Source organism: Longimicrobium sp. (assembly GCA_036389135.1).
Lineage (GTDB): Bacteria > Gemmatimonadota > Gemmatimonadetes > Longimicrobiales > Longimicrobiaceae > Longimicrobium.
In genome coordinates this window covers 36,136-51,258 of sequence record DASVQP010000102.1, presented here as the reverse complement: position 1 = coordinate 51,258, position 15,123 = coordinate 36,136, and the positions used below count along the sequence as shown (strand labels likewise).

Here is a 15,123-nt window from a genome sequence, read left to right as displayed (position 1 = left end):
GAGCGGAGGGAGAAGCTTGAGCAGGGCCGCCGCGAACGAGAGCGGCGCCGGAAGGAGCCGATCAAAGCAGCGGCGTGATCACCGGCGAAGGTGTAACTCTCACGAGCAGGCGATTTGTTCGGGAACCGCTGAAGCAGTACAAAGGTTGAATCACCACAGCAGGACCGCAACAGCTGATGTTGAGGTACGAGACCACGGCAATAGACTTTTGCCGTGGTCTCCGGTCGTGGCCAGCCGCTAGTGATGCCGTGGGGCGGATGAACATGCTCGTGACCTGGCTTGGGCGTGAGCTTTCGCCGTGAGCGCTGGCCGAACGACGACGCCGGCGAAGGCCTTGTGGGCACGCAGCACTCTTCCCTAAGCGCAACCCACACCGCTCGTTGGCGGTGAGGAGTGGGTGAGTCCACAGTATCGGGCTTTCGGCTCCGAAAACGGATAGGCGCAGGACGGCTTTCGGCGTCAGGATTTGTTTACGACTCGCGGCATTGTATCAGCAGAAAACACCACCGGCACTCCGGGCGGATTCAGGTAGGGGAAAGCAGCGGGACGCCGGACGCCAGCGGATCAGCCCCGGTCGGTTTGTGCGGGTGCGCGGGGCGCAGCAGCACAACCTGAAGAAGATGTACGTCGACATCGCTCAGCGCCGCTGGTGGTTTCACCGGCGTGTCGGGATCGGGAAGGTCGTCGGCTCGCGTTCGGAACAGTGTACGCCGCAGGCGCAGCAACGCCATGGGCGCGCGGGGACACGGCTTCCTGGAGTACTTCGAGCGCGAGCGCCTGACGACCCACCTGGAGGACTGGATGCGGGAGGTGGCGCCCGCGAAGGGCTGAGTAGCCGCGCTGCACCTCCGCGGCCCGCGTTTCACAACAGGCACAAGCCAACGGTTCCGCAGGAATCATCACTCACCGCTGAGCCGTTCGTGGCGTCGGGTGCAACACCCGCTATCCGAAAAAAAATGTTGACACACCCGGCCGTGGCACCCTATCCTGTTCTTGCTACGCGCTGCTACATCCTGCTACAGAGCTCCAACGCACCCGCCTGCGCGAGCACTTCCCGCACCTCCGCACTTCGTCCCTGGCTCGAGCTGGCCGTCTCCCGGACAGAGCCCCTTCCGGTACCTCCCCACGCCCGAGCCGCAGCGCCGCGCGGACTCAATCACATCCCCACTTTATCAGAGGAAACGCATGGCGAACGTGCTCAAGAAGGCAGGTGCCGGGCTGGTGCTGGTGACGGCCGTGACGCTGGCCGGGTTTCCAAGTCGCGACACGGCCGCAATCACCATTACCCCAAACGTGCCGTCAGACCTCGCCACCACGGATACCACGCTGTCGAGTGCGGCGGCGTTCGCGTGGAACGAGTTCATCGCGCTCAACTGGCCCGCCGTGCGGCAGACGGGCGCGGACAGCACGCGCGACGTCGCGGACGACACGGCGACGTTCGGCGTGCCGAACGATCCCCGGCCGCTGGTGTGGCACACGTTCCGGTCCAAGGTCGAGATCTTCTCGCCCACTGGCTCCACGCCCTACGGCTACGCCACGAACAGCTCCGGCACCAACTCGTACGGCTATGACTCGCTGCCGCGCTACACGTACCAGAACGGTGTCAGGCCGGCAAACGGTATCGCTTCGGCCTCGGTCCCATGGATCAACCTGGACGAGACGAACGAGATCGGGCTGGACGCCATGTATGCGGGTGTGGGGACGGGGCGGACGGCGCTCAACGGGCTGATCCTGTTCACGGCCAAGGCCAATCGCGCGGAATACGAGTACGTGGCCGCAAACAAGTACTTCGACTCGGCCACCGTGGCCAATGCCAACAGTTCGAGCAGCAAGTACGTGGTGGCGAACAAGAACAGCCCGCCGCCGAACACTTCCGCCAATGGCGTCAGCCTGCCCAACGGGACCATCGAGCTCAAGGCGGCCTGGCGTGAGCTGACGACCGCGGAGGCGCGGAGCGGACGCTTCTACCAGACGCGGGTTCGCTACTATGCCAACGAGACCACCTACGTCGACACCACGATGGGGCTGGTGGCGCTGCACATCATTCAGAAGACGCCGAGCCGGCCCCACTTCGTGTTCGCCACTTTCGAGCAGGCGGACAACATCCTGTCGCGCAACGGCCGGCGGGTCGAGGACGCGAACGGAAACCTGAACCCCGGCTTCGACACGCTGCAGGCCATGTACTCGGCTCCGCCGCTGTCCGTGCGGAGCGCACGGTCCCCCGCGCCCAACGGATACTCCCAGGCGAACATCCAGCGGTTCTCGCCGGACAGCGCCAACAGCACGCCGGGCGCAAGACTGTACTACGTCAATACGCCGAGGCAAGGCCAGACGGAGGGAATCATCTCCATCAACCGCCGGGTGCGCGGCATTCCCGAGGAGATCGTCGAGGCCAACACGGCGGCGCACGCGGCCATGACGCAGTACGCGGCGGCCCACGGCCTGCCGCCGGCGGTGTGGCAGTACTACAAGCTGATCAACGTGCAGTACCAGCCCATCGACAAGCCGACGGCGGGGGTCAACTACACCGGCGCGGACTCCGCCACGTACTACCAGGCCAACATCGTCGTGGAGACGGACCACAATCTCCAGACGTTCAGCGGCCGGTTCCAGCCCGGCTTTGTGGTTGCCGGCACGGGGCAGAGCACTCAGGCAACGATATCGGGAGGCAACCTGATCACGGACTGGTGCGGCAGCAACGCGAGTTCGCCGATCGCCGGGTGCCCTTCGCCAGGGCAGCCCGGCGCCAACGGCCCCATCAAGAACGTGTACACGGGGGGCAAGGCGTACAACATGGGCGGGTGCATGGGGTGCCACGGCAACGCGCAGGTGGGCGGCGGCGACTTCAGCTTCCTGATGGTCGGAGGCCCCGTCGAAGCGCCGGAGCCCGCGGACTCCGTGCGGGCGCCGCTCAACAACCGGAAGTTCAGCAAGATATTTGGAGAGCTTCGCGCGGTGCGCGGTGCGGCCCGGGCAAGCCCCCGGCGGCAATGACCCCGCCGTAGCCACAGGCGCGGGGCGTGCCAGGTACTGAACGCGCTTACGGGCAGTCGCGAACTCTTTGCGGGGTGAGCGGCTGCCCTTTGGCGTTGGGAGGATATCTACTCTGTGGACCGGTGTTGTTTGCGATCGCGCTTTGGCTTCGAGGCGCGCGTGGCCGCCGCTACTTCCTGAAGCCCTTCGAGCGCGAGCGGCTGACGACTCGCCTGGTGGACGCGGGAGGTGGCCCGTCCGTAAGCCACGCCCTGGAACACGCGAGTTCGCCGGAGGTCCATTTCTGTCATCCTGAGGAAGCCGCATCCTCGATGCAGGTCCCGCAATCCGTACTCCTGCGGCGACCGAAGGATCTAGCCGGCGAGGCGAGAGTACCGCCGCTGACGACAAGCCCCTCACCCCGCAGTAGATTCACGCTCCGTGCTACCGGACGGCGCCAAGGGCCAGGTGGGCGCGTCGCAAACCCGGCCTTTCCGCCGAGTCACCGAAGGCGGATCTTCGCGTGCTTCCAGGCGATATCAACCAGTTCTCGCGAACGTAAGACATGACTGCGAACCGCGCTGACGAAATGGATGTGTGGGAGCCGTACCACCGACTCAGGATTCGGTTTTTCGGGGTTTGGTTCGGGGGGCCGATCGCACTCATGACACTGGTTGCGTTGAGCAACGCCGTTTATTTCGTGAGGTTTCTGCTCCTTCCCGCGTTTCCGGCGGTGGTGGTAGCGTTTTGGGTCCAGAGCTACCGCCTATCTCGCTGGCCCTGTCCAGAATGCGGGCGGCACTTCTGCTGGCGCGGGGGATTGTTCAATCCCTTTGCGGAGCGGTGCAGACACTGCGGACTTCGTACGGGCACCGATCCTCATTGACTTATAACGGTCACTGCCCCCGCTACCGCCCTTCGGATCAGGTGCACAATCGCCAGTTGTTACGCTGCTGGAACCCGGGCCGCGGCGTGTGCGCGGGGCACGGGCAGCCACGTGGGGCGGCCCCTACAGGATTCCGGTGCCGTTGGGCGGTAGTCGAGGCGGGGCAAGGTGGGCGGACACGCAGGTCCGCCCCTACCGGTTTGTGGGATGCACGAAAGACGGTGCGGGGACGGAACGCCCCTCCCCCAGGTAGTTTTGGGGGAGGGGCCGCGAGGAACGAGCGGGGGAGGGGGCCCGCCGTCACGGGTACGCGTACGGCGAAGTGCGGAGATCCTCGACGAGCTCCGCGACCAGCTCGTCCCAGCCGGGGCGCGGGGTGCCCGTGGCCTCGCGGAAGCGGCGGTCGTCCAGGGAGCGGTCGATGCGGAGGGAATCGTCGGGGAGGATGGTGTGCTCCAGCTTCAGCGCCTCGTTCAGGCGCTGGAGCAGCGTGTGCTTGTCGATGGGCTCGCTCGCCACGTGGTAGATGCCGGAGAGCGGAGAGTCGTCGCCGATCAGGCGGTGGATGGTGCGGCTGAGGGTGACGGTGGGGAGACCGCTGTAGATGGCGCGGGAGTACCCGCGCATCGTGGAGCCGCGCGGCTGCGACAAGAACCAGCCGAGGAGCCCCAGGTGGCCCGAGATCTCCGGGCCGATGATGGAGGTACGCAGCGTCAGGTGGCGGCCGTAGTCCACCTCGCCCATCGCCTTGGACCGGCCGTACAGGTCCTCCGCGTCCGGGCGCTCGGCCTCCGTGTACGCTCCGCGGTCGCCCCGGAACACGCAGTCGGTGGAGACGTGGATCAGGCGCGCGCCGTGGAGCGCCAGGAGGTGCGGCAAGACGCCGTTCAGGTAGAACGTCTCATCGACGGCGGAGTGGAGATCCTTTTGCTTGATGGCGCCCACCGCGTTGACCACCACGTCCGGCCGAAGCGCCCCCAGCAGCTCGCGCACGCGCGTGGAGCCGTACGCCACGTCGACGTCCGCGTGGTACGTGACGAGGCCGCCCGCGAACTCGGGGGGTGGGACGCGCCGCACCGTGGCGTGCAGCTCCAGCGCGGGGTCGGCGCCGAGAAGCTGCACCAGCTTGTGGCCCAGCATGCCGGTGCCGCCCACGACCAGGACCCTCGTCACTGGACCCGCGCCATGGGCGCCCTGCGCTCCACCCAGAGGTAGATCGCGGCGAGGAGGACGAGCGCGGCCAGCAGGCACACCGGAAGGAGCGCCGGCCGCCGCCATCCCACCGTCGCTAGGACGCCGAGCGCGACGTTGGTCACCGCCACGCCCGCGCTCACCTGGCGGTGGGTCCAGCCGGACTGCACCGCCCGCTGGTATGCGTGGCTCCGGTGCGCCTCGCGCCAGCGCTCCCGGCGCACGACCCGGCGCAGCAGCGTCACCGTCGCGTCGAACACGAAGACGCCGAGCAGGATCATCCACACCAGCAGCGGCACCGCGCCCGCGCGCTCGGACGCGAGGGCGATGATGGCGAAGCAGAAGCCGAGGAGGCAGCTCCCCACGTCGCCCATGAAGATGCGCGCCGGCGCCCAGTTCCACACCAGGAACCCGGCGGCGGCGGCACCCACCATCAGCGCGATGACGGCCAGGTCGTGGCTCCCCGACAGCCATAGGAGCACGCCGCCCCAGAGCCCGGCGGTCGTGGCCTCCGTACCCGAGATCCCATCGATGCCGTCCATGAAGTTGAAGAGGCAGACCATCCACACGCAGCCGATCACCGCGATCGCACCCCCTGCCCACCCGAGATGCAGCCGCGTGACTCCCAGCGACAGCCCGGCGAGGCCGCCGGCCCACGCCACGCCCCACACCGCCGCGGCCAGGTACACCAGCATCCGCGGTCCCAGCATCCGCCCCTTCAGGCGGCCGGTGTCGTCCATCCAGCCGACCGCCGCCACCAGCGTTCCGCCCAGAATGCCGGCGGCGAGGTGCCCGGGGATGAACCCGGTGAGGCCCAGGATGGCGGTGCCCGCCAGCACGGGAAACGCGATTCCCAACCCCCCTCCGCGAGGGGTTGGGGCGTCGTGCGAGCTGCGGTGGTTGGGGAAGTCCAGGATCGCCCGCCGGATCGCGTAGCCGAGCACGACGCGCGTCAGCAGGAAGCTGGCGGCCAGTGCGGCGAGCGGTGCGAGGAGGGTGATCGTCATATCGGCTGGGTATGGCGGCGGCGGACGCATCCGGCGGCGCGGCTCCACGTGGTCGTTCTCGTCATCGGGACCGGCGCGGCTCCGCCGCCGCGAGCGCATCCGTCATCACGCGGCGGAGCGTCTCGCGCGTGCTGTCGTAGCTCGCGTTCTCCACGCACCAGCGCCGCGCGCGGAGGCCCATCCGCTCCGCCTCTTCCGGGGAGTCGAAGATCCGGTCCAGCGCCGCCGCGATCGCCGCCGGGTCCGCGGGGGGCACCACGTGGCCGCGCCCCTCCGCCAGCACTTCAGGGATGTCGGACACCGCGGTGGAGACGATGGGCTTCGCCATGGCCATGGCCTCCAGCAGCTTCCCCGGCATCTGCACCGCCGACTCCGCACGCAGCCGCTGCGGCACGACGACGGCGTCCGCGCCCTGCAGGAGGAAAGGGCCTTCCTCCAGGGCATACGGCGGATGGAAGACGACGGCGGGGAAGCGGTCCATCAGCGCCCGCACGTACCCGTCGGCCGGGTCGGCGCCGGCTACCACGAACACGGCATCGTTCCTCAGCCGCGGCACCGCATCGGCCACGTCCTCGATCCCCTTGTGGACACGCGGAGTCCCCATGAACATCACCACCCGCCGCCCCGCCACGCCCAGCCGGGCCTTCGCGGCGTCGCGGCACTCCGGGCGCGGGCGAAGGCGCTCCGTGTCCTTGGCGTGCGGCACCAGCACGCCCCCGAAGCGGCGCTGCAGCCCGCGGCTGGCCACCGTCACGGCATCCGCAAGGGGGATGCGGCCGATCGCGCGGCCGGCCCAGTAGCGGCCGTTCGGGTGGCCGACGCTCTCCGCGAAGCCGCGCGGGCGCCGGAGCATGGCGGGCGGGCGGAAGGCGAGCTCGTCATCGTCCACGTCCAGCACCACCGGACGTCCGCTCCGCACCCGGTCCAGCAGCGCGACTCCGAAGCTGGCAGGGAGCGGCTTGATCGCGTACACCACGTCGCCGCGGATGCGCTGGAGCAGCTCCCGGATGCGCAGCGCATACGCCGGCCAGCGAGCCCCCGCAACGGCGTGGATAGGGATCGAACCGCTCCGGGCCGGCGCCCACAACGCATCCCCGAAGCGCGTTCCCACGATCTCGACCTCGAAGTCGCGCGCCAGAATTTCCGCGAGGAGGTACCCCCGGGCGAGGGCGTTCTGCGACAGGTCCGAGGCGAGCAGAGTGATCCGCTTCACTTCACGCACACCGGTACGACGTCGCGCATCACCCGCCTCCAGGCGCGTTCCAGGGTCATCCGCGTCAGGGGGTGCGGCGAGCGAAGATGGCGCTCTGCCGGTCCGTCTCGGTGCCGTGCGCGAGCTTCTCCATCGCGAATCCGGCGGCGCCGAGCATCCGCTCCACGTATCCGCGCTCGTACCGCACGCAGTGCAGCGGTCCGCTCCACGAGCGCACGTACCCGGGCGGGTTCACGCTCACCTCGGGCACCTCCGTCTCCACGAAGCCGGTGAAGAACAGCGTTCCGCCGGGGGCCAGGACGCGGTGGAGCTCGTGCAGGTACCCCTCCACGTCCGCTGGAAGCATGTGCGAGAAGACGGAGTACAGGTAGGCGATGTCGTGGCTCGCGCTCTCCGCGGGGAGCCGCACGGCGCCGGCCTGCTGCGAGCCGTCCGGGTTGTAGCGGTCGTTGCGCACGTTCACGTGGTGGAAGCGGAACGCCGGGTGGGATCGCCCGAGGTGGCGCGTGCACCAGTCGATGGAGGGCCGGTGCACGTCCAGCCCCAGGTACTCCGCGACACCGCCCGGAAGGTCCAGCAGCCCGATGGCGAGGCGTCCCGGTCCGCACCCCACGTCCAGCACCCGGCTGCGGGAGGTGAGACCCGCTTCCTCTGCCAGGCGGCGCGCCTCTCCTCGCGCCGAGGCCAGGAAGTAGCGGTCGTCCTGGAACTCCGCGCCGCAGAAGCGCAGGTGCGGCGGCGGCAGCCGCACGCCTTCGCAGGTGACGAAGTCGGGGGCGCGCCAGAGGCGTATCCTGCGCAGGGCTCGTTTCAGCATCGTACGACAGCGCGTAGCAAGGAGTTCGCCGCGGGTGGAGTGAGGAGCCCGGTACGCGGAGATACGCCGCGCGAGCACGTCACGGGCCTCCCCGTGCGCGGGCGACCGACCGCACCAGCGGCCACGCCAGCGCGCGCACGGCCAGCCCCCACGCGAGCAGCGACGCCGACGCGATCGCCAGCAGCCCGGCGAGGGGAGGAGTGGAGCCGGCCAACACCCGCGCCGCCCATCCGCCCGCCAGGACGACGGCGCAGGTGGCGAGCGGACGCCAGAGCCACGCCGCGAGCTCGCGGAGGGTGCCGTGCAGCACCCGCGCCTGCACCACGCCGCTCGCGCAGGGAAACGCGATGCAGAGGTACGCGACGGAGTATCCCCAGGCCACCCCCGCCGCTCCCCAGCGCAGCCCCAGCGCCATCGCCGCCAGCAGGACGGCCGCGTTGAACACCGTCACGCGCAGCATGAGGCCGGTCCGCTCCCGCGCCATGAAGAGCGGGGCCCCCACCGCGGCCAGGGGCTGCACCGCGGCCACGGGAAGCAGCGCGTACACCAGCGGGATGCTCGCCGTCCACTGCGGCCCCCACAGGAGCGGGACGAGCCGGTCCGCGGTGAGCCCCAGCACCGCCGCCAGGGGGAGGCTGAGGATGCCGGTGAGCTGAAGGAGGTCCGAGTACGCGGCGCGCAGGCGCGGCAGGTCGTCGCCCATGATGGCGTACGCGGGGTGCAGCATGGGCCCCAGCGCGCTCCAGAGCAGCTGCATGGGGATCCCTACCAGGCGCTGCGCCAGGTTGTACTCGCCCAGCGGGGCCGCGCCGAAGCGGGCGATCAGCAGGCTCCCCGCGCCGCGCGACCAGTAGTTGACGGCGATCTGGAAGAACATCGACAGGGAGAACCGCGCCAGCGCCCCGCTCACCCGCGGCCTGAGCTCCAGCCGCGGCCGCCAGCGCGCGAACCAGCAGACGGCGAGCAGCTCCGTGCCGTAGCCGGCCAGGCTCTGGCCCACCAGCGCCCAATGGCCGTGCATCGAGAGCGCCAGCGGAATGGCGGCCGCGGCCCCGGCGGCCACCCCGGCGAGCCGCGCCAGGGAGAGGCGACGCAGCTCCAGCCGCCGCCGCAGGATGGCCTTGGGCACCACCAGGAGCGCCACCAGGAAGACGTTGAGGCCCAGGATGCGCAGGACCGCCGTGAACCCCCGGGTTTCGAACAGCCCGCCCAGCAGCGAGACCCCACCGTACAGCGCGAGGTAGAGGACGCCTCCCGCGGCGAGCGCCAGCCAGAAGACGCCGGACAGATCGGCTTCCGTGAGGTCGCGCCGCTGGAGCAGGGCCCCCACGAAGCCCAGCTCCGCCACCGCTTCGAAGAAAGCCGTGAAGGCGACGACGGCGGCGACGACCCCGAAGTCCGCGGGCGACAGCACGCGCGCGAGGACGGCGGTAACCACCAGCCCCAGGAGCAGCCCGCTGTATGCGCCCGCCGCGTTCCAGAGAGTCTCCCGCACCACGGTGCCGCGAAGGGACCCGCCCGCGTGCCCCCGGTCAGCTTCCATCGACCTGCCGGTAGGCGACGTAGCGGTAGCCGAGGATGCCGGAGTACGCGCCCAGGCCGATCGCGATGTTCCGCAGCGCGGCCACCGCCAGTGCCCGGCCGCGCAGGGGAGCCGCGGGGAGCATCACCATCCCCAGCGCGATGCGGCCCGTCGCCCTGGCCAGGCGGGGAGGGAGCCACCGGCGAGCGGGGCTGACCGCCCGCTCCACGTAAACCGAGCCGTTTCCGTTGCGGAAGGCGCGCCGCAGGATCCACCGGGCGTTCGCCCGCTCCACGGGCACGGTTTCGAACACCACCGCGTCGTGCGCCCACACGATGGTGCCGCCCGCGTCTACCACGCGGCGGAAGAAGTGGCTGTCGCCGCCTCCGGAGATCCCGAACCGGGGGTCGAACGGACCCTCCGGCGCGCTCAGCAGATGGGCCGCGACGAGGGCGTTGGCGGTCTCGGCCACCGTCATCCGCTTTCCCGTTGGGTACGAGCCGCGGTCGAAGAACCCCCCCCGCGCCACCCACCGGGGGGTGCCCTCCGGCAGGCGCGGCACCACGCGCCCCCACACGACGTCCGCGCGGCATTCGCGCTGGACCCGCGCGAGCTCGGCGATCCACCCCGGGCTCGCCTCCTCGTCGTCGTCGATGAAGGCGACGAAGCGCGCGCCGAGCTCCAGCGCCATCCGCACCCCGTGGTTCCGGGCGAGGGAGATGCTCCGGACGGGTTCCACCGAGTAGTGCAGTGGAAAGGGGAATCCCGGGCGTGCCGTATCCACGAGGGGGCGGGCCGGAGCGGCGGCATCGTTGTCCACCACCACCACGTGCAGCGACGAAGCGAGCGCGGGCTCCGCCTCCTGGACCCGTATGCTCTCCAGGAGGCGCGCCAGCAGGCGGGGCCGCTGGTACGTCGTGATGGCGATGGCGATGCTCAAGGCTGCTTCCGTGGAGCTGGAAATTCGGTCGGCCGCCGGATTGATGGAGCTGGTCTAGCCCACCGCCACGAACTCCGGGCGGGCCGCGTCGCCCGCCAGCCACGAGTACAGCTCCAGCGTCCGGCGGGCGATGGGAGCCCAGCGGTAGTCGCGCAGTACCAGGGCACGCCCGCGCCCGCCCATTGCGCGCAACTCCGCCGGGGTCCGGCGCGTGGCGGAGAGCAGGGCACCTTCCAAGCTAGCGAGATCGGGATTGACCCACCACCCGCACCGCTCGGTCTCCAGCGCCTCCCACGCGACCGCGCCGCGCGTGGCGATCACCGGCACCCCCACGCCCAGCGCCTCGGCCACCACCAGGCTGAAGTTCTCGCTCCGCGACGGCAGTACCATCAGCTCGGCGGCCGCGAAGGCATCCCGGCGGGCGGCACCGCGCAGCTCCCCCACGACGTGAATTCGCGCTGAAAGCCCCTGCTCGGCGATGCGCGTCTGCACCGCGTGCAGGTACGCCGGATGGTAGCTGGGGCCCGCGACGACGAGCTCCCACCCGTCCAGCAGGCGGCGATTGCTCCCGAATGCCTCCACCAGCGTCATCAGCCGCTTGAGCGGATGGATGCGCGAGATGTACAGGAGGATTCGTGCGTTCGCGGACAGCCCGTGCGCGGCGCGGAAGCGCGCGGCATCGCCCACGCTGGAGAGCCACGCCTCCGATACGCCGTTGGGAAGGACGGCGACGGGGTTCCTGAACCCCAGCTCCCGCAGCTGGAGGAGCTCGCCGGCGGCGGTGGCGTGGAGGCACGAGGCGCCTGCGAGGTTCCGCCCCTCGTACGCCAGCCTCGCGAGCGCCTTCTTCCACTGCGAGTGCGAGAGCACCGCCGGATCCAGGCTGCCGTGCGGAGCCACGACGGTGGGCCGGCGCAGCCGCTCGCGCCAGCCGAGGGTCACCCGCGAGAAGGCCTGCCAGATCCCGTGCTGGTGCAGCACGGGGAACCCGGCCGCCTCCGGGGAGCGCGCCCACCTTTCCGCCGCGGGGCTGAAGCCGATGGAGGCGGGTCCGGCGACGGGGAAGACCCTGACGCGGGGGCGCACCGGCACGGCGGCGTCGGCGACCGGGTCGTCCGCCCAGCCGCTGGTGGTGTGGATGGCCACGCGGCAGCCGAGCTCCCCCTGCGCGGCCGCGAGGTCCCACACGGCCCGCGCCTGCCCGCTGGATGGCTGGCCCATCCTGGCCACGAGGTGCACGACGTCGCCGCCCGGAAGGGGGCCGGGGGATGCGGATTCTTCGTGCGGCGCGATTGCGGTCCTCCCGATCGTGGGCCAGGGCGCCCCGCGCGCGGTGTCGCGTAGGTGCCGCGGGAAGACTACGGAACGGGGTGGCCGCCTGCAACCGCCTGATGGCACGCGGCCCGGGCGACGCACTCAGCGCCTGCCCGCCCGGGCCGGCGGACGTGATCTCGCGCCCGGCGCGGCGGACGCGCGGCGTCAGGGGCGGCGTACACGGAGCAGAGCCGCGTGGGGTGGCTGAAGCGCAGCTGGCCCCGGACCGCGTTCACCACACGGGCGGGGTGAAGGACCGGGGGGATGGCCGGGTCAACGCACGCGGCCCGGATGCGCCCCCCGCGCAGCATCGCCTCCACTCGCGCCTCTCCGCGGGAGCCGAAGGCGGTCACCATGGGGTAGTCGTATGGCGTCGGGTTATCGAGCCCCGTGAGCAGATAGTAGAATCCCGCGTGCGGGGTGATGAGAAAGATCTCGCGGTCGCTCGTAGAGCCCGACAGCTGCCGCGCCGTGGAAAGCGCTCTGCGGGACAACCCGGGGTCCACCACCACGCCACGGAAATGGGGAAGCCTCGAGAGCTCGAGCCGGCCCGAGGCCAGCAGCCGAACCGGCACGTACGCCGTGCCGGCCAGGAGGATTCCCACCCACGCCACGGCGGCCGCCTCCACCAGACGCGGAGCCGGGGCGCGGGCGCGGAGCTGGTCCCAGCCGTGGACCAGGCCCAGCAGGAGGAGCGGGTTCCCGAGCGCGAGGTGGGAGGCAGTCGCCCGGGGAAAGACCCCCAGGAATCCCGCGGCCACGAAGAGGAGCACGGCGGCGCACTCGATCCGCCGCTCCGGCTCCGCCCCGCTCCAGGCCGCCAGCATCACCGGGAAGACGACGAACGGAAGGGCGAACTGGTGCTGCCAGAGGAAGCGCATGGAGAGCCGGTCCGGGAGGGCGCCCAGCACCGAGACGAGCTCCGCCACCCCGTCCCAATACGAGATGCGCCCCGCGCGCACGTAGGCGCCCTTTCCCGTGAAGCCGTAATCGACGAGCGCCTCCAACCCCCCGCTCGCCGCCACGGGAGCGGCCACGAGCGCCACCACGCCCGCGAAGACGCCCGCTATCAGCGCGAGACGGCCGAGAACGGCCCGCGGGCGAGCGCCGCGGGACGCGACCACCACGGTGGCCATCAGTGCGGCCAGCGCAAACACCCCGATGTTCTGCTTGGCCATGAAGCAGAGCCCCGCCGCCGTCCCCGCCGCCGCCAGCATGCCCCGCCCCGCCCCCGGCCCGCCGGCGGGCGCCCGCGCGTCGTGCAGCCACCGCAGGGCGCACGCGAAGCAGCCGAGCAGGAGTGCCTGCGCGAGCACGGAGTACGGCGAGCCCAGGAGCGTGGCCCCCGGCAGCAGGTACACGAACAGCGAAGCGCCGAACGTGAGTGTGGGGCGCCACCCGAGGCCGAGCTGCCGGCAGATCCCGCAGCCGGTCAGCACCGACGCGGTGAAGCAGAGCGCCACTACGGCCTTGACCACCAGGACTTCCGTCCCGAACAGGGCCGCGAGCGGCGCGACCACGTAGACCGAAAGAGGGGTGACCCCCAGGAAGACGTCCCGGTAGAGCACCTCCCCCGCAAGCACCCGGTAGATCACGCGCAGGTACCAGGCCTCGTCCGCCATCCCGAACCCGCTGGCGGCGCTGAACGCAAGCGCCAGCGCGAAGACGGCGGCACCCGCCGCCGCCCACGCGCGCCACCCCACCGTGACGCTCGCCGCGCGCGAGCCGGAGCTCACCCCGGGGACACGGCGGGGCGGTCGCCGCGAAAGAGCTGGAACGGGAGGGCCGCGCGCCACAGGGGCACGCGCTCCAGCACACGCTCCGCTGACGCGCCCGCGGGGCGGTTCGTGAGGAACGGGGGGAAGAAGCCGAAGCGGCGCAGCTCCGCCCCCACCAGGCCGGCGGCGCGCATTGCGCGAAACACCCGGTTGCGCCGCATGTGGACGATCCCTCCGTCCCCCTCCCAAGTCATCCGGGGGGTGGCGAGGATCTGGATGTAGTACAGCGGATTGTAGGCGTTGGGCTCCAGGAAGACGATGCGTCCGCCCGGCCGCACCAGCTTCGCCATCGCCGCGTAGCAGAGCTCCAGGTCGTGCAGGTGGTGCAGCGTGAAGAAGCCGACGACCGCGTCGAATCGCCCCCTCAGCTCCGGCGGATGATCGATGATGTCCGCGCAGTGGAGGGGGATCTCCAGGCCGTCCGCGTAGGCGCGCAGCCGCTCCAGCAGAGCGGGGGCGAGGTCCAGCCCCTCCACGTTCACCCCTCGCCGGGCGAGGGGCAGCGTGTAGCGTCCCATCCCGCACCCCACCTCCAGCACCCGGTCGTCGGGGCCGATCTCCGCGAACCGGACGAGCTCGTCCACGTGGCGCCGCACGTACGGCGTCTCCGTCGGGACCATGGTGCGCTTGAGGGTACCCTCGAAGTAGTCGATCTGCTGCCGGTTGTGCTCCCGCAGCGACGGGGTCGAATGGTTCATCGTGGCTCGGTGGTGAGTGGGGCCGGGGTGCTTGCGGCCAGAGTGTAAGGCGCGGGCTCGTGAAAAGGGGCGCCGATGAGCTCCGCGACGCGCACCGCCGGGACGCTGGCCGGCGCGCGGGGAGGGGCCAGCAGCCCCGCCACGGCCTGGGCGGCGAGGCGCAGCCGCATCCACCCGCTGTACCCCGACCGGCCGGCTGGATTCGGCCGCCGCTCCACCGGAATGGAGTGCACGGGGACGCCCGCCCGCCCGATCATCCCCACCACGTACGGGCGGGGATCCGCGGAACGGGCGAGCCGCTCCGCGACGCCGCGCTTCATGGCCACGAAGAGTCCCGCGTCGCGGGGCAGGCGACGCATCGAGAGATGGTGCAGCACCCAGCGAAAGACGTGCGTGCACGCCATGCGGGCCGCCGGCTGGTACGAGCCGCGCCGCCCGGCGAACACCGCTGCCGGCCCGCGGCCGAGCGCGTCCACCAGGAGCGGGACGGCCTCGGGAGGGTCCTGGAGATCGGCATCCATCACCACCACCACCTTCCCCCTGGCGTAGCCCAGCCCCGTGAGCACCGCCCGGTTCTGCCCCACGTTCGCGGCGAGCGCGACGACGGCTACGCGCCCGTCGGCCGCCGCCAGCCGGCGCAGCACTTCCAGCGACCCGGCCGGGCAGGCGTCGTCCACGAAGACGATCTCCAGGCTCCAGCGCTCCCCCACCGCGCGCGCCAGCTGCCGGTAGAGCTCGGCCAGGGTGTCCGCGTTGCGGTATACCGGTATGACGATGCTCACCT

The 15,123-nt window shown here is 71.0% G+C and carries 12 protein-coding genes; 1 reads left to right on the top strand and 11 read right to left on the bottom strand.

Annotated features, from left to right (window positions below; genetic code table 11):
• Nucleotides 1-524 precede the first annotated feature (524 nt).
• Nucleotides 525-731, bottom strand: a complete 207-nt coding sequence (locus VF584_21710) for a hypothetical protein (protein HEX8212807.1) — start codon at nt 729-731, stop codon at nt 525-527.
• Nucleotides 732-1,185: 454 nt separating this feature from the next.
• On the opposite strand from VF584_21710, the gene VF584_21705 reads away from it, so the two are divergent.
• Nucleotides 1,186-2,994, top strand: coding sequence for a hypothetical protein (locus tag VF584_21705; GenBank protein HEX8212806.1), 1,809 nt, complete (start codon nt 1,186-1,188; stop codon nt 2,992-2,994).
• 1,165 nt (nt 2,995-4,159) lie between these two features.
• Here VF584_21705 and VF584_21700 read toward each other — a convergent pair.
• The 10 genes from VF584_21700 to VF584_21655 form a co-directional block, all read right to left on the bottom strand.
• Nucleotides 4,160-5,032, bottom strand: coding sequence for an SDR family oxidoreductase (locus VF584_21700; protein ID HEX8212805.1), 873 nt, complete (start codon nt 5,030-5,032; stop codon nt 4,160-4,162).
• Nucleotides 5,029-6,057, bottom strand: a complete 1,029-nt coding sequence (locus VF584_21695) for a glycosyltransferase family 4 protein (GenBank protein HEX8212804.1) — start codon at nt 6,055-6,057, stop codon at nt 5,029-5,031. Before VF584_21695 ends, VF584_21700 begins: the two co-directional genes overlap by 4 nt.
• Nucleotides 6,058-6,118: 61 nt before the next feature.
• Entirely contained in the window at nt 6,119-7,270 is a 1,152-nt protein-coding gene (locus tag VF584_21690; protein ID HEX8212803.1) for a glycosyltransferase family 4 protein, read from the bottom strand.
• 64 nt (nt 7,271-7,334) lie between these two features.
• Nucleotides 7,335-8,087: a class I SAM-dependent methyltransferase gene (locus VF584_21685; protein ID HEX8212802.1), complete on the bottom strand. Its 753-nt coding sequence runs from the start codon at nt 8,085-8,087 to the stop codon at nt 7,335-7,337.
• A gap of 79 nt (nt 8,088-8,166) precedes the next feature.
• Nucleotides 8,167-9,630: an oligosaccharide flippase family protein gene (locus VF584_21680; protein ID HEX8212801.1), complete on the bottom strand. Its 1,464-nt coding sequence runs from the start codon at nt 9,628-9,630 to the stop codon at nt 8,167-8,169.
• Nucleotides 9,620-10,549: a glycosyltransferase family 2 protein gene (locus VF584_21675; GenBank protein HEX8212800.1), complete on the bottom strand. Its 930-nt coding sequence runs from the start codon at nt 10,547-10,549 to the stop codon at nt 9,620-9,622. The genes VF584_21680 and VF584_21675 overlap by 11 nt, the downstream gene beginning before the upstream one ends.
• Before the next feature lie 54 nt (nt 10,550-10,603).
• Nucleotides 10,604-11,770 carry a glycosyltransferase gene (locus VF584_21670; GenBank protein HEX8212799.1) on the bottom strand — a complete coding sequence of 389 codons (1,167 nt, stop codon included), beginning with the start codon at nt 11,768-11,770 and terminating at the stop codon, nt 10,604-10,606.
• 137 nt (nt 11,771-11,907) lie between these two features.
• On the bottom strand, nt 11,908-13,599 hold the full coding sequence (locus tag VF584_21665) for a hypothetical protein (protein HEX8212798.1): 1,692 nt from the start codon (nt 13,597-13,599) through the stop codon (nt 11,908-11,910).
• Nucleotides 13,596-14,339, bottom strand: coding sequence for a class I SAM-dependent methyltransferase (locus VF584_21660; protein ID HEX8212797.1), 744 nt, complete (start codon nt 14,337-14,339; stop codon nt 13,596-13,598). Before VF584_21660 ends, VF584_21665 begins: the two co-directional genes overlap by 4 nt.
• On the bottom strand, nt 14,336-15,121 hold the full coding sequence (locus VF584_21655) for a glycosyltransferase (protein HEX8212796.1): 786 nt from the start codon (nt 15,119-15,121) through the stop codon (nt 14,336-14,338). Before VF584_21655 ends, VF584_21660 begins: the two co-directional genes overlap by 4 nt.
• Nucleotides 15,122-15,123: the final 2 nt, after the last annotated feature.

What these genes read in the sequence shown, in the direction of transcription:
- VF584_21680 (HEX8212801.1), bottom strand. Translation starts at nt 9,630, where the DNA reads ATGGAAGCTGACCGGGGGCACGCGGGCGGGTCCCTTCGCGGCACCGTG.
- VF584_21685 (HEX8212802.1), bottom strand. Translation starts at nt 8,087, where the DNA reads ATGCTGAAACGAGCCCTGCGCAGGATACGCCTCTGGCGCGCCCCCGAC.
- VF584_21670 (HEX8212799.1), bottom strand. Translation starts at nt 11,770, where the DNA reads ATGGGCCAGCCATCCAGCGGGCAGGCGCGGGCCGTGTGGGACCTCGCG.
- VF584_21660 (HEX8212797.1), bottom strand. Translation starts at nt 14,339, where the DNA reads ATGAACCATTCGACCCCGTCGCTGCGGGAGCACAACCGGCAGCAGATC.
- VF584_21710 (HEX8212807.1), bottom strand. Translation starts at nt 731, where the DNA reads ATGGCGTTGCTGCGCCTGCGGCGTACACTGTTCCGAACGCGAGCCGAC.
- VF584_21705 (HEX8212806.1), top strand. Translation starts at nt 1,186, where the DNA reads ATGGCGAACGTGCTCAAGAAGGCAGGTGCCGGGCTGGTGCTGGTGACG.
- VF584_21695 (HEX8212804.1), bottom strand. Translation starts at nt 6,057, where the DNA reads ATGACGATCACCCTCCTCGCACCGCTCGCCGCACTGGCCGCCAGCTTC.